At 65.3% G+C, this 13,286-nt stretch carries 15 protein-coding genes; 9 read left to right on the top strand and 6 right to left on the bottom strand.

All coding sequences use genetic code 11. From position 1 onward, the window contains the following. Positions 1-83 precede the first annotated feature (83 nt). The 8 genes from F562_RS0101380 (at position 84) to F562_RS0101415 (ending at position 6,109) form a co-directional block, all read left to right on the top strand. Positions 84-740, top strand: a complete 657-nt coding sequence (locus F562_RS0101380; protein ID WP_018155124.1) for a glycosyltransferase family 2 protein — start codon at positions 84-86, stop codon at positions 738-740. Beyond that, the gene (locus tag F562_RS0101385; protein ID WP_018155125.1) at positions 737-1,414 is read left to right on the top strand and encodes a TIGR04282 family arsenosugar biosynthesis glycosyltransferase; all 678 of its coding nucleotides are present in this window, start codon (positions 737-739) and stop codon (positions 1,412-1,414) included. Before F562_RS0101380 ends, F562_RS0101385 begins: the two co-directional genes overlap by 4 nt. Then, on the top strand, positions 1,411-2,052 hold the full coding sequence (locus F562_RS0101390; RefSeq protein WP_018155126.1) for a class I SAM-dependent methyltransferase: 642 nt from the start codon (positions 1,411-1,413) through the stop codon (positions 2,050-2,052). Before F562_RS0101385 ends, F562_RS0101390 begins: the two co-directional genes overlap by 4 nt. A 1-nt stretch (position 2,053) precedes the next feature. Then, complete coding sequence (locus F562_RS0101395) at positions 2,054-3,247, top strand: molybdopterin-dependent oxidoreductase (protein WP_018155127.1); 1,194 nt, start codon at positions 2,054-2,056, stop codon at positions 3,245-3,247. Next, positions 3,247-3,690: a hypothetical protein gene (locus F562_RS0101400; protein ID WP_018155128.1), complete on the top strand. Its 444-nt coding sequence runs from the start codon at positions 3,247-3,249 to the stop codon at positions 3,688-3,690. Before F562_RS0101395 ends, F562_RS0101400 begins: the two co-directional genes overlap by 1 nt. Then, complete coding sequence (locus tag F562_RS0101405; RefSeq protein ID WP_026180909.1) at positions 3,656-4,348, top strand: response regulator transcription factor; 693 nt, start codon at positions 3,656-3,658, stop codon at positions 4,346-4,348. Before F562_RS0101400 ends, F562_RS0101405 begins: the two co-directional genes overlap by 35 nt. Then, on the top strand, positions 4,345-5,463 hold the full coding sequence (locus tag F562_RS0101410) for a sensor histidine kinase (protein ID WP_018155130.1): 1,119 nt from the start codon (positions 4,345-4,347) through the stop codon (positions 5,461-5,463). The genes F562_RS0101405 and F562_RS0101410 overlap by 4 nt, the downstream gene beginning before the upstream one ends. Before the next feature lie 130 nt (positions 5,464-5,593). Further along, a complete protein-coding gene (locus tag F562_RS0101415) occupies positions 5,594-6,109 on the top strand; it encodes a DUF3145 domain-containing protein (protein ID WP_018155131.1) in 516 nt (171 codons plus the stop codon). Here the strand turns inward: F562_RS0101415 and F562_RS0101420 are convergent, their stop codons facing one another. From F562_RS0101420 to F562_RS0101445, 6 genes are all read right to left on the bottom strand, one after another. Continuing rightward, positions 6,110-6,955 carry a sialate O-acetylesterase gene (locus F562_RS0101420; RefSeq protein WP_018155132.1) on the bottom strand — a complete coding sequence of 282 codons (846 nt, stop codon included), beginning with the start codon at positions 6,953-6,955 and terminating at the stop codon, positions 6,110-6,112. It lies immediately after the preceding gene. 72 nt (positions 6,956-7,027) lie between these two features. After that, positions 7,028-8,275 carry a beta-ketoacyl-ACP synthase II gene (gene fabF / locus F562_RS0101425; RefSeq protein ID WP_018155133.1) on the bottom strand — a complete coding sequence of 416 codons (1,248 nt, stop codon included), beginning with the start codon at positions 8,273-8,275 and terminating at the stop codon, positions 7,028-7,030. Between the two features lie 100 nt (positions 8,276-8,375). Further along, a complete protein-coding gene (locus F562_RS0101430) occupies positions 8,376-8,624 on the bottom strand; it encodes an acyl carrier protein (RefSeq protein ID WP_018155134.1) in 249 nt (82 codons plus the stop codon). A gap of 67 nt (positions 8,625-8,691) precedes the next feature. Continuing rightward, positions 8,692-9,768 (bottom strand): beta-ketoacyl-ACP synthase III, encoded by a 1,077-nt coding sequence (locus F562_RS0101435; protein WP_018155135.1) that lies wholly within the window; start codon positions 9,766-9,768, stop codon positions 8,692-8,694. A gap of 12 nt (positions 9,769-9,780) precedes the next feature. Further along, positions 9,781-10,725 (bottom strand): ACP S-malonyltransferase, encoded by a 945-nt coding sequence (locus F562_RS0101440; RefSeq protein WP_018155136.1) that lies wholly within the window; start codon positions 10,723-10,725, stop codon positions 9,781-9,783. Between the two features lie 89 nt (positions 10,726-10,814). Next, positions 10,815-12,005 (bottom strand): PucR family transcriptional regulator, encoded by a 1,191-nt coding sequence (locus tag F562_RS0101445; RefSeq protein WP_018155137.1) that lies wholly within the window; start codon positions 12,003-12,005, stop codon positions 10,815-10,817. A gap of 160 nt (positions 12,006-12,165) precedes the next feature. Between F562_RS0101445 and F562_RS17645 the strand changes: the two genes are divergently transcribed. Then, complete coding sequence (locus F562_RS17645; protein WP_156822463.1) at positions 12,166-13,272, top strand: glycerophosphodiester phosphodiesterase; 1,107 nt, start codon at positions 12,166-12,168, stop codon at positions 13,270-13,272. Positions 13,273-13,286 lie beyond the last annotated feature (14 nt).

Raw genomic sequence — 13,286 nt, forward strand, 5'->3', positions numbered from 1 at the left:
GGCTGCTGGGAGACGTGGCGTCACCGATCTGTAAGGGTTCTGAGCCCACGAGAACGGTGTGGTGAATCTACGGTGAGCGGGTGATGAACGATTGCACTCTGATCTTGCCGTGCCGCGATGAAGGCATTGCCCTGCGCGCGGTGTTGCCAGCCGTGCCACCAGCTTTCGAGGTCCTGGTAGTCGACAACGGATCGACGGATGACACCGTTGAAGTCGCCCGCGCGGCCGGTGCTCGGGCCATCCACGAAGCCCAGCCGGGGTATGGCGCAGCGGTTCATGCTGGAGTCCTTGCCGCGACCACGCAGTGGGTCGCCGTGATGGACGGGGACGATTCCTTCGATCCAGCGGACCTTCTGCCACTTCTGGACGATGTACGCCTCGGACGGTCCACGATGTCCGTGGGGAGGCGTCGACCAGTCCGGTCGGCCGACTGGCCCTGGCACGCCCGGTTCGGTAACAACCTCGCAGTCAGCGCGCTCCGCCGCCGGGGCGATTTTCCCCTCCACGACATCTCGCCGATGCGTGTTGCGGCTCGCCAAGACCTGCTTGACCTCGACATCCAGGACCGGCGTTTTGGTTATCCCGTCGAGCTCATGCGCCGCGCGGTGGATGCGGGCTGGAGCTTCACCGAACACGAGGTGGCCTACCGTCCGCGTGCTGAGGGCACCAAGTCAAAGGTGTCCGGATCCGTGCGCGGAACGGTGCGTACCGCCCGCGACTTCTACGCGGTGCTGCGATGAGCGTTGAATTGCTGTTGGTTGCCAAAGCCCCTGTGCCCGGATTGGCGAAGACTCGACTCGGAGCAACGGTCGGAATGACTGCTGCTGCCGACCTTGCAGCTGCCGCCCTGCTCGACTCAATCGACCTGTGCGCCAACGTTTTTCCTGGCCGCTGCCACCTAGCACTTGACGGAGACCTGAGGGCGGCTGCGCGAGGCATGGAGACAGAGCAGCGGCTGTCGGAATGGGCTGTCTTCGGCCAAGAAGGTGAGACCTTTGCCGAACGCCTCGCTCACGCACACCGAATCGTGGGCGCAGGTGCGGGTGTACGCACTCTCCAGATCGGCATGGACACCCCGCAGATTTCACCGGACGAACTGCGCAGGGGCGCCGAAGCACTCGACTCCGGCTCGCCCCTCGTGCTGGGGCCAGCTGCCGACGGAGGCTGGTGGCTGCTGGGCTTAGGTGATCCGCGGGCCGCCGACGCTCTCGCGGATGTCCCAATGTCCCAACCGGATACGCGAACTGAGACCGTTCGCGCGCTTCGCAAAGTCCTTGGCGAAGAGATCGAACCGGTGCTCCTCGCGGAACTGGTCGACATTGACGATGCGTCCGATGCCCAAACGGTCGCTGACACCTACCCGACTGGCCGCTTCAGCCGCCTGTGGGCGGAACTTTCTGGAGCCCGGACATGACCTTGATGGAATCACCCTTGGACGCGGTCTATACGGCTGCCTTAGGCGGCGAAGACTGCCAGGTCACCAACGTGCACGGGCATTCCTTGCCGCTCCCGGTGGCGCAATGGTCCAGGACGGCGACTGACAGCGATATCGCGGTGCTATCGCATTGCGTGGGTACGACGCTCGACGTGGGCTGCGGTCCGGGACGCATGACGGAGATGCTCACCGGGCGAGGCCATATCGCGCTAGGAGTCGATGTCGTGCCTGCCGCGGTCAACCTGACTATGGCCAGGGGTGCCATGGCGATGACCTGCGATGTGTTTGGACCCGTTCCGGGAGAAGGGAATTGGGACACGGCGCTGCTCGCCGATGGCAATGTCGGTATCGGGGGAGATCCGGTGGCGTTGCTGGGCCGGCTGGCCGAACTCATCACCCCGAAGGGCCGTATCGTCGCCGACATCAGCCCGCCGGGTATCACCGTTCAACGGCGACGGTTGTGGTTGGAAACGACGACGTCACGAAGCCGACCGTTCCCATGGGCCGAAGTGGGCGTCGACGGGATCGCGTCTGTGGCCGGTGCGGCTGGTCTCGGGGTGCCACAGGTCTATCGGGTCGGCGCACGCTGGTTCGCCGTCGTTCGGCGAGGGCGCTGACATGGTCGAGCGGCTCCGAGAGCGGGTGCAACGAGCGATGGAAGCGGCCCCTTTGCCGCATGAGGGCCGCTTCACCTCACGGCTGCATAGCCCGGCCGTCGCCGCACGCATCGGCGTGTGGCTCGGCGTGTGTTTTCTGCTGACCTTTGTCACCGGGTGGCTTAGCCATGAGGCACAGAATCCCGAGACGTGGGTACCGTTCCCCACTCAACCTGCCTGGCTCTACCAAGTGACGCAGGGTGTGCACGTCGTCGTCGGAACAGCCTCGATTCCCTTGCTGCTCCTCAAATTGTGGACGGTCTACCCCAAACTCTTTGCACCCATACCGACGCGTGCCCGCCGACTTCTCATCGTGGGGATCGAACGGGCGTCGATCGCGGCATTGGTGGCCAGTTCCATCTTCCAGGTGGTCACCGGCGTGATGAATGCCGCGCAGTGGTACCCCTGGGAGTTCAGTTTCCGCGCCACGCACTACGCCTTGGGCTGGGTAGCAATCGGGTCTTTGGGAATTCACATCGCCGTCAAGTTGCCCGTGATCAGACGCGCTCTGGGCGCCGACATCGACGCGGTCCAGGACGACCACCCGGCAGCGACCCGTCCCAGCACTCTGAGCCGCCGCGGGTTGGTGAATAGCGCGCTCCTCGCGTCGGGTATCGCCATGCTGACCACAGCCGGAAGTACGGTGCCGTTCCTGCGGCGAGTGTCGGTCTTTGCGGTGCGTTCAGGGGAGGGCCCGCAAGGAATACCGATCAACCGATCGGCCCGCGCCGCAGGCGTACTCGAGACGGCCCGGGCCGACTCCTATGAACTGACCGTGGTCAACGGCGACACGCGTCGGACCTTCAGCAGAGCCGATCTGGAGGAATTGCCCCAACGCACCCATGACCTTCCGATCGCATGCGTTGAAGGATGGAGTGCCACCGGGTCATGGAGCGGCGTCGTGCTTCGGGACTTGCTGGAGCTGGTTGGTGCCCCGATGGGTCGGGACGTTCGGGTCGTCTCCTTGCAAACTCGCGGTTCGTTCGGACGAACGATTCTCCCGCATCAGTTCGTGGACGAGCCCCAGACCTTGATTGCGCTGAGCCTCAACGGATCTGAGCTCTCTATTGATCACGGCTTTCCATGTCGGCTGATTGCTCCCAACCGTCCGGGAGTCCTTCAAACCAAGTGGATCACTCGACTGGAGGTGCTGTGATGGAGCGGGTTGTTCGCGCCGCACTGGTGGTAGCGAGTGCGCTCGCGCTGGCATACGGCGTCCGGTTGCTCCTCGCCCAGGAGCAGGACAAGGTGGTTGCCGCTGGCACCTGGTTGCTCGCGGGCGTCATCCTGCACGATGGGGTGCTGGTTCCCCTGGTACTTGGCATCGCGGCCGTACTGACCTTGCTGCACGTTCAGCTCCCGCGGCCGATCGTGGTCGGTCTCATCGTCATTGGATCCGTGACGTTGGCCGTCGTTCCCATGCTGGGCCGATTCGGTGCACGACCAGATAACGCGACACTGCTGGACCGGAACTACCTGGCCGGCTGGGTTATCTTCGCCAGTGTGACCCTGGGGTTGAGCGCGCTCGCCACCCTGCGACAGCGCGACCGCACGGCTGAGGCAGGTGAGCAGGTTGGCACGGGTTCTGGTCGTCGATGATGACCTCACCGTTCGGGAAGTCGTGGTGTCCTATCTCAAGGTGGCTGGCCATGAGGTCCACGAGGCGGCCGATGGCGAAGACGCGCTGCGTGCCGTTCGCCAATACCGGTTCGATGTGGTTGTCCTCGACTTGATGCTGCCCGGGGTGGACGGGTTCGAGGTATGCCGGCGGCTGCGCGCCATGGGTGGCGTGCCCGTCATCATGCTCACGGCGCTCGGAGATGAGACCCACCGCGTCGATGGGCTGGAGGCTGGCGCTGATGACTACGTCACCAAGCCGTTTAGCCCGCGGGAGCTTGTCCTTCGTGTGGCGGCCCTGATTCGGCGTGCGGGCGAGCGCTCGGCTCCCGCTCACGGAGTGGTCACTGACGGTGATCTTTCGATCGACGCCGAGCGGCATCGGGCCACGCTCGCCGGAACACCACTCAATCTCACCGGCCGCGAGTACGACCTCTTGCAGTTTCTCGTAGCGCACCCGGACATCGCCTATTCCCGGGACGACTTGCTCCAGGAGGTCTGGGGTTGGAGTTTCGGGGACCAATCGACGGTGACCGTGCACGTACGCCGGCTTCGGGAGAAAGTTGAGCGCGAGCCTCAGTCACCCACCAGACTGGTCACCGTCTGGGGCGTGGGCTACCGCTGGGTGCCCGCATCATGAGCGATCAACTACAGATCGCGCTCCTCGCGGGCGGCTGGTCGATCGTCGTCGCGTTGATCGGACTCAGCCTGTTGTGGTGGGGACGGCGCCGGTCATTGCGAGTCCTGGTGCCGGGAGTCGTAGTCGTCGCCGTGGCTGCGGCACTCGCGGGCGTCTACGGAGCAGCGCGCGCCATGTTCGTCTCACCGCACGACTTCACGGTGATGGCCTGGGTGCTGTGCATCGCCGGAGTGATCACCTGCCTCTGCGCCGCTGTCGTGGGCTGGGCGTTTTCCAGGTGGTCTCGCTCACTGCAGCAGGCCGTGGGGTCGTTCGCGGAGACCGGTCAATTCGAAGCGCTCAGGGACATGCCAGCCGAGCTGGACGGAATATCGCGCGAACTAGCCTCGGCCAGCATCAGATTGGGTCTTGCCCGCGAGCGCGAAGAACGCCTGGAAGGCTCGCGCCGAGAACTCATCTCCTGGGTATCGCACGACCTGCGTAGTCCACTCGCGGGGATCCGGGCCATGGCCGAATCGCTCGAAGACGGCATTGCAGAAGATCCTGATCGCTATCACCGTCAGATTCGTGCCGAGGTCGACCGGTTGGCGCTTATGGTTGATGACCTCTTTGAACTCTCCCGCATCAACGCCGGCAGTTTTCACGTCAACCGGGAACCGGTATCCCTGAGCGACCTGGTCAGCGAGGCGCTCGCAAGCGCCGAACCGATGGCCAGGACACGTGGGGTAGGCATCGATGGAGTGGTCGACGACGGACTCCAACTCCAGGCAGACCCCGGTGGCATCTCGCGAGTCCTGTCGAACTTGGTCACCAACGCGATCCGCCATACCGAGGTGGGCGGAGCCGTTCATATCCACGCCACCTCCCGCGACAGCAGCATCGAATTGTCCGTTGCCGATGGATGTGGAGGCATGCCCGACCACGAACTCGAGCGGGTATTTGACATGGCCTGGCAACGAAGTCGGGCTCGAACCCCGACCCAGGCGACAGCGTTCAGCAGTGGCGCAGGCCTTGGCTTGGCCATCGTTCGGGGAATCATCGACGCCCACGGCGGCACGATTTCGGTGACGAACGCACCGCCGGGCTGCCGGTTTTTGGTACGTCTGCCAGGCTGAGTGACTGCAGCACTTGGTACAGATGTGACAGGTGAGGCATACTGTGTGGCATAACCGAAGACGCACGACATGCGAGACCGCGATCACGAGGCCGTTGGGGAAGACGTCTCTCGTTGCTAGGAGGTCCCGGATGTCTGTCGCCGTGTCGCACGTCGCCACGCGCGGGGTGGTTTTTGTGCACTCCACCCCGACGGCGTTGTGCCCGCATGTTGAATGGGCGCTAGACGCCGTCCTCGACTCGCCCGTACGCCTGGAGTGGACCAACCAACCCATCGCGCCCGGACTCGTCCGGGGTGAGGTGTCTTGGTCGGGCCCTCAAGGCACGGGCGCGCGCCTGGCTTCTGCTTTGCGGGGCTGGGAACACCTTCGCTATGAGATCACCGAGGATCCCAGTCCCGGTGCCGATGGCAGCCGCTGGTCGCACACGCCCTCGTTGGGTATCCACCACACCTGGACGTCCGCCAACGGCGACGGAATGGTTGCCGAGGACCGCTTGCGATCTGCGCTCGCCGCGAGCGGCGGAAACCCGGAGGCGTTTCGGGGCGAAATGGCCGAGTTGCTGGGCACCGCGTGGGACCAGGAACTCGAGCCCTTCCGTTGCGCTGGCGATGGTGCCACCGTCCGTTGGCTGCACCGCGTGAGTTGATCAGTCGGTCAGCTTGTTGTATGCCCGCAGATAGCGGCGACCCAAGGTGATGAGGCCGGCGCGGTTGAAGTGGATCGGGTCCTTGGGGAAGGACTCACACGAGTCCGATGAAACCCATCCGGTGTGCGGCACCCGCGTTGGGAGCTCTCGCAGGGAAGCCCGAATGCGTGGCACGCGCGAAGTGACACCTGGGTACGCCTGCTCTTGCGGGGCGCCGTCCCAGCGGGGAGAGAGGTTGCCGACGATGAACGGCAGTTTCGGTGAGTTTGCGTCGGATCGGATGTCGGCGATGAGTTGGTCGAGCCGGTCGGCGTATTGCGAGGTGTCGGTCTCGGTGAAGGTGTCGGTCTCGCCTTGGTGCCACAGCACGCCCTTGAAGACGCCTCGAGGTTGCGCAAACGCCAACCGTGAGAGGAAGTCGTTGTAGGTCGGCGTGCCTTTGTGAAGCTTGGTGATTCCGGCGCCGCCCCATGCCAAGGGGAGCAGACCGACCGTGACGCCCGGGTTCTCGCGCACGTATCGCTCGGCGAAGACCAGGCCCAGCCCGAACCGATCCGAGATGAGTCGGTTGTGCAGCGGGTGCACGGAGGGCCGCCAGATATTGGGATCGGCGGTCACCGTCGGCAGGTGCACGATGTTCTTGCGGGGCCGCACATCGTCTTCGGTGAGCTCACCGTTCCCGGCCATATTGGACTGGCCCATCAGCGCGAAGATGTGGAATTTGTTGCGTCGAGTGGGAACGCGGTGCGTCCTGGCCTGAGTGGATGCGACAGGAACGATGGCAGCCAGGCCACTGGCGCCAGTAGCCGCCGAAACAAGGGCCGTGCGGCGATTGATATGGCTCATGCATCGTCTCCTGGTCGTACATCGTTTTGACCAGGAGACTAGCAACGAACGCAGCGGCCGCGGCCGTAATGCTCAGACGTTCTTGACCACGACCGCGATGTTGTGACCGCCGAAGCCGAAGGAGTTGTTCAGCACGGCGACGTCACCATCGGGCAGCGCGCGAGGCTCACCGTGAACGATGTCCAAGTCAGCGAACTGCTCGTCGCGTTCGTCCAGGTTGATGGTGGCCGGAATAGTGCGGTGGTGCACGGTCTGGATTGCGATCACGGTTTCCAGCGCGCCAGCGGCGCCGAGCAGGTGCCCAGTCATCGACTTGGTTCCGGTGAGGGCGATGCTGGAGGCGTGCTCACCGAAGGCCCGACGAATCGCGGCGGCTTCAGCCGCGTCGCCGACCGGAGTCGAGGTCGCGTGGGCATTGATGTGCTTGATGTCGGTCAGGCTGACGTCGGCGAGTTGGACTGCCTCGGTCATCGCTCGCGCCGCACCCTTGCCCTCGGGCTCGCCCGCGGTGATGTGGTAGGCGTCGGCCGACATTCCCACACTGGCTAGCTCGCCATAGATCTTGGCGCCACGCGCCATGGCGTGTTCGTAGGACTCCAGCACAATGATCCCAGCGCCCTCCGCGAGCAGGAATCCATCACGACCGTTGTCCCAGGGGCGTGAGGCGGCCTGCGGGTCGTCGTTACGCGTCGACAGGGCGTGTGCCGCGGCGAAGCCGCTGATCGGCAGCGGGTGGATCGCGGCTTCGCTGCCACCGGCGATGACGATGTCAGCGCGACCCTTGCGGATGAGGTCGGCGCCATAGCCCATCGACTCGGCGCCGGAGGAGCAGGCAGACACGGTCGAGTGAGCACCCGCACGGGCACCGAACTCTAGGGAGAGGAAGCCTGCTGCGGCGTTCGGCATCAGCATCGGCACCGTCAGCGGGTAGATGCGACGCGGGCCCTTTTCCTTCAGCACGTCGTACTGATCGAGCAGGCTGTGTACGCCGCCGATCCCCGTGCCGACGGCCACGCCGAAGCGCTCGGGCTCGACGTCGGGCGCGCCGGCGTCTTCCCACGCCTCGCGGGCGGCGATGAGGGCGTACTGCGTGAACGGGTCGCACCGCCGGATCTCGACCTTCTTGAGGACCTCGGTCGGCGGAGTGGCCAAGCGGGCCGCGAAGGTGACTGGCAGGCCGTAGCCCTCGACCCAGTCTTCCTCCAGCGGGCGTGCGCCGGATCGTCCGGCCAGCAGGCCCTCCCACGTCTCGGGGGCCGTGCCGCCCAGCGGGGTAGTGGCGCCGATGCCTGTGACGACGATGCGATCTGTCGCGCTCATAACGAGGGTGCTCCTGGTGTACGTGTGATCTGGGCGGGGCGGGGGACGAGCCGGATCCGGCCGCGGGAGGGCATCGAGGCCCTCCCGCGGCCGAGCCGGATCAGCCCTGGGCGTTCTTGATGTAGGTGACCGCGTCGCCGACGGTGGTGAGGTTCTTGACCTCGTCGTCGGGGATACGGACGTCGAACTTCTCTTCAGCGTTCACGACGACCGTCATCATCGACAGGGAGTCGATGTCGAGGTCTTCGGTGAAGGACTTGTCCGGCTGAACGAGGTCCTGCTCCAGACCGGTCTCTTCGTTGATGATGTCGGCGAGGCCGCTCAGGATCTCGGCGTCACTCTGCGCCATGGGTCTACCTCCTGTTGGAAATTTCTAGGGCTGACCCGGATTGCCCGCCGGGCCGCGGGAACTTGTGTCATGGCAATCGGATGACCTGAGCGGCGTACGCCAGGCCCGCGCCGAAGCCGATCTGCAGGGCGAGCCCACCATGTGGAACCTCACCCTCGCGCAGCATGCGCTCGGTGGCAAGTGGTACGGAGGCTGCGGAGGTGTTTCCCGTCTCGGCGATATCGCGAGCGACGGGAATGTCCGCGGGCAGTTTGAGCTGCTTGACCATCGCGTCGATGATTCGCATGTTGGCCTGATGGGGGATGAACGCGTCCAGGTCGTCCGCGGTGATGCCAGCCTGATCGATGGCCTGCTGGGCGACCGGGGCCATGCTCCACACCGCCCAGCGGAACACAGACTGGCCGGACATGATCAACGTGCTGGCGGATCGAGCATCCTCGGCGCCAGCATCCGACCAGTCTTGCGGCTCGCCTGCGAGTTCGCGCTCACTGCGATCCTGGATTTCTGTCCAGCTCAGGCGCTGGCGGATGGCGTCCCACTTCTCGCCGTCGGAGCCCCACACTGTGGGCCCGATGCCGGGTACGTCGGATGAGCTCACGACAGCAGCACCTGCGCCATCGCCGAAGATGAAGGCGCTGCCTCGGTCGTGGTGGTTGGTGGCCTCCGAAAGCCTGTCAGTGCCCACGACGAGAACGTGGTCGGCTGACCCCCCGCGGACCATGTCCGAGGCAATAGAGATCGCGTAGCAGTAGCCGGCGCAGGCAGCCCCGACATCAAAGGCAGGGATGCCGTTTGCGCCGAGCCGGAGCGCGATTAAGGGCGCAGCGGCGGGCGTGCGGTAGCCATGGGTCACTGTCGCGCAGACCACGGCGCCGAGTTGATCGGCGGTGATCCCTGCCATCTCCAGGGCCGGGCCCGCTGCTTCCAGAGCCATGTCGACCACGGTTTCGTCCTTGGCGGCAAAACGCCGGCTGACCACCCCGGAACGCTCCCGGATCCACTCGTCGGTGGAGTCGATCCAGGTGCAGACCTCCGCGTTGGTGACCACTCGCTCGGGGCGGTACCCGCCAACGCCGCTGATGCGTGTGTGGCGGGTGCCTTCCGTGCTGACCAGAGAGCCTGTTCCTTTGGGGGAGTGAGACATTGGAGCGCCTTCTCAGTTGGCGGTGCGCTGGGGAGTGGTGTGCTCGCGCACGAGGCTACGTGCCGCCTCGAGGTCGTCGGGCGACTTGAGCGCCACAGTTTCGACACCGCGCATCCCGCGCTTGGCGAGGCCCGCGAGAGTGCCTGCGGGAGGGAGTTCGATCATGCCAGTGACGCCGAGCTCAAGCAGGGCTTCCATGCACAGGTCCCACCGGACCGGATTGCTCACCTGATTGACCAGGCGCGCGAGGGCATCCTGGTGGTCGGTGACGTTTGCCCCGTCCTTGTTGCTGAGGAAGGTGATCTGCGCGTCGTGTGCAGTCACCTGGGCGGCCCGCTGCTCCAGTGCCTGGACCGCAGTGGCCATATGGCGAGTATGAAAGGCGCCCGCGACCTTGAGCGGAATGACCCGCGCGCGAGCCGGTGGGTCGTCGGCAAGCGCCGTCAGCTGCTCAAGGGTGCCAGCGGCGACGACCTGGCCGCCGCCGTTCATGTTGGCCGCCGTGAGGCCGTGGCGTTCGAGGGCGCCGCTGACGTCCTCCGCCTGGCCCCCCAGGACCGCGCTCATACCCGTAGGCGTCACCGCACTGGCCTCCGCCATGGCGTGACCACGCACTTGGACCAGGCTGATGGCGTCGTCGTCGGTGAGGACGCCTGCCACGACCGAGGCGGTGAACTCACCGACCGAATGTCCCGCGGTGACGTCGATCTGCGCGGCGATGTCGCCCTCAGGGAACAACAGGGGGAGTGCGATCGCTCCCGCGGCCACAATGAGTGGCTGCGCCACCGCCGTGTCCTTGATCGCCTCCTCGTCAGCCGTGGTGCCGAACGCCGTCAGGTCGAGTCCGGCCACATCTGAGAGTCGAGCGAGGTGGTCTGAAACTCCGGGGAGTTCGAGCCAGGGCGAGAGGAATCCGGGGGTCTGGGAGCCCTGTCCAGGGCAGACGATCGCAAGCACATATCCAGCCTGCCCTGTCGAGGGGTGTCGACGCGCTGTTGACACGGACGAGAGTTGATGCACGGATTTGGAGGAAACCTACAAGTCGCTTAGTCCGGTGCGGTGAGGCGTCGCCACGGCCGAGGCTCGTCGAGCCGGGCCAATGAGAGGGCGACCCTGGCGGTGAAGGCATCGTGCGGTGTCGCGAGGTCGTAGCCCGTGAGGTCCGCGATCCGTCCGAGTCGGTAGCGGACGGTGTTGGGGTGGATAAAGAGCTCACGCGCGGTCGCTTCTAGACCGCCGAGCTCCAGGTAGGTCCGCGCGGTCGGCAGTAGGGCGCCGGACTCAGAGAGCGGGCGATGCACTCGGTCGATCAGGACTCGGCGAGCCCGCTCGTCGCCAGTCAGAACTCGCTCGGCCAGGAGTTCTTCTCCTGAGCAGGGGCGCGGTGCGGCGGGCCACGCGCGGGCGGCGGTATGACCAGCCAGAGCCGAGCGCGCTGACCGGCCGGCTGCATAGACGTGGGGGACGATGGGGCCAACGACAATGGGACCGCCCTCAGCCCAGCAGTCCTGAAGTCGGGTGACGGCGGAAACGCCGTCGTCAACGTGCCCAAGAATCGCGACAAGTCGATGACCTTGAACAGCGGCTAGGCAGTCGAATCCGTGACGTCGGGCCGCGGAACGGAGGGCGTCAATCGCGTCGGCGCTGCTACCGCTCGGCGCGTCACCGGCGGCGATCACGACGGAGGTGACGTCCTCCCAGCCGAGGGCAGACACCCGGGACTGAACAGCATCGTCGGCTTCACCCCGCAGGACCGCGTCGACCACCAACGATTCCAGACGCGCGTCCCAGGCTCCACGCGTCTCGGCGGCCTGGGCATAAACCTGCGCCGCCGCGAACGCCATCTCCCGAGAAAAGTGCAACATGGCGAGCTGAAGCGAGGCTGCGTCGCCAGGGGCGGCCAGGGACTCCACCTGCGCTTCCATCTCGTCGATCACCGTTCGCACCAGGTCGAGCGTCTGGCGAAGGCTGATCGATCGAGTGAGTTCCTTTGGGGCAGAGTCGAATACGGCACCAGGGTTGGCGTCGAGACGTGAGGGGTCGCGGTACCAGTCGATGAAAGCCGCGATGCCGGCTTGGGCCACGAGGCCGACCCACGAGCGGTCCTGGGCGGGCAGGGCGGTGTACCACTCGTGCTGGGCTTCCATCCGGCCCAACGCTGCGGTCGACACCTCGCCAGCGCGGCTCTGGAGGCGCTTCAGAGTCGCGACAGTTCCCGCAGGGTTGGTCCCAGGCATAGGAGACAGCGTACGGCGGGCATCTTTGTAGGACTCGCACAGTCCGACCGTCCGGTATCGCGGTGCGGTTCGGTGCTCGTACACCGCGCGACGCCACCCGCACCCGCGATCGTCACCGTCGCGTTACCCGACGGACGGTCGGATGCGGTGAGATGGAGGCATGAATCGACGCTCCTTTACTGCCCTGATGGGCGCGACGGCCACTGCGGCGACAGTGGGCACCCCCCAGGCGGTTGGCGCCAAGGGCGCCGGCCCACGCCCCGGAAACGGATTCGAGTCACCGTACGTCGTCGGTCACAGAGGTGCTTCCGGCTACCGGCCCGAACACACCCTGGCGGCGTATGAACTCGCAGCCAGGATGGGTGCCGACTTCATCGAACCCGATCTGGTCATCACCAAAGACGGTGTGTTGGTATGCCGCCACGAGCCAGAAATCAGCGAGACGACCGACGTCGCGCAACTCCCACAGTTTGCTCGCCGTCGGAAGACCAAGTCGTTGGACGGCACGGACCTCACTGGGTGGTTCGTTGAGGACTTCACGCTGGCCGAGTTGCGCAAACTGCGCGCCATTGAGCGAATCCCTGAGGTTCGTCAGGAGAACACCATCTATGACGGACTCTGGCGGGTGCCGACCTTTGAGGAGGTCCTCCAGCTCAGGGCGCGGCTGAGTAAAGAGTTGCGCCGTGAGATCGGGGTATATCCCGAGACCAAGCACCCGACCTACTTCCGCAAGCAGGGCATGCCGTTGGAAGAGAAACTCGTTCCGCTGCTGCGCAAGTACGGGCTCAACCGCAGCAATGCCCCCGTGCGCGTTCAGTCGTTCGAACTGAAAAACCTGCTCAGGATGCGCGAGAAGATGAAGGTCAAGGCGCCGCTGGTGTTCCTTACCGGCGCCTCGGGCGGACCGTTCGGGGACGACCGCACCTATGCCGAACTGCTGAAGCCATCGGCACTCGCAGGGTACGCCGATGCCATTGATGGCCTCGGACCTGACTGGTCGCAAGTCATCGCCAAGAAGGCTGACGGCAGCCTTGGCCGTCCAACCAAGCTAGTCAAGAATGCCCACGCGCTCGGACTAGAGGTGTGCCCGTACACCGTCCGTCCCGAAAATACATTCCTGCCGACCGACTACCGTCTGGGCAAATCCCCCGAAGACTACGGACGCGTGATCGACTTCTTCGCGAAGCTCTTTGAGACGGGGATTGACGGAATCTTCACCGACACTCCGGATATTGGCCTCGTGGCCCGCGACGAGTTCCGCGCCTAAGCAAATCCCCACGC

The organism is Demetria terragena DSM 11295 (assembly GCF_000376825.1).
GTDB classification, from domain to species: domain Bacteria; phylum Actinomycetota; class Actinomycetes; order Actinomycetales; family Dermatophilaceae; genus Demetria; species Demetria terragena.

Coding starts and splice junctions, on each gene's coding strand:
- fabF (WP_018155133.1), bottom strand. CDS start 8,275: ATGAGCGCGACAGATCGCATCGTCGTCACAGGCATCGGCGCCACTACC.
- F562_RS0101385 (WP_018155125.1), top strand. CDS start 737: ATGAGCGTTGAATTGCTGTTGGTTGCCAAAGCCCCTGTGCCCGGATTG.
- F562_RS0101390 (WP_018155126.1), top strand. CDS start 1,411: ATGACCTTGATGGAATCACCCTTGGACGCGGTCTATACGGCTGCCTTA.
- F562_RS0101380 (WP_018155124.1), top strand. CDS start 84: ATGAACGATTGCACTCTGATCTTGCCGTGCCGCGATGAAGGCATTGCC.
- F562_RS0101445 (WP_018155137.1), bottom strand. CDS start 12,005: ATGCCTGGGACCAACCCTGCGGGAACTGTCGCGACTCTGAAGCGCCTC.
- F562_RS0101430 (WP_018155134.1), bottom strand. CDS start 8,624: ATGGCGCAGAGTGACGCCGAGATCCTGAGCGGCCTCGCCGACATCATC.
- F562_RS0101395 (WP_018155127.1), top strand. CDS start 2,054: ATGGTCGAGCGGCTCCGAGAGCGGGTGCAACGAGCGATGGAAGCGGCC.
- F562_RS17645 (WP_156822463.1), top strand. CDS start 12,166: ATGAATCGACGCTCCTTTACTGCCCTGATGGGCGCGACGGCCACTGCG.
- F562_RS0101435 (WP_018155135.1), bottom strand. CDS start 9,768: ATGTCTCACTCCCCCAAAGGAACAGGCTCTCTGGTCAGCACGGAAGGC.
- F562_RS0101420 (WP_018155132.1), bottom strand. CDS start 6,955: ATGAGCCATATCAATCGCCGCACGGCCCTTGTTTCGGCGGCTACTGGC.
- F562_RS0101400 (WP_018155128.1), top strand. CDS start 3,247: ATGGAGCGGGTTGTTCGCGCCGCACTGGTGGTAGCGAGTGCGCTCGCG.
- F562_RS0101410 (WP_018155130.1), top strand. CDS start 4,345: ATGAGCGATCAACTACAGATCGCGCTCCTCGCGGGCGGCTGGTCGATC.
- F562_RS0101415 (WP_018155131.1), top strand. CDS start 5,594: ATGTCTGTCGCCGTGTCGCACGTCGCCACGCGCGGGGTGGTTTTTGTG.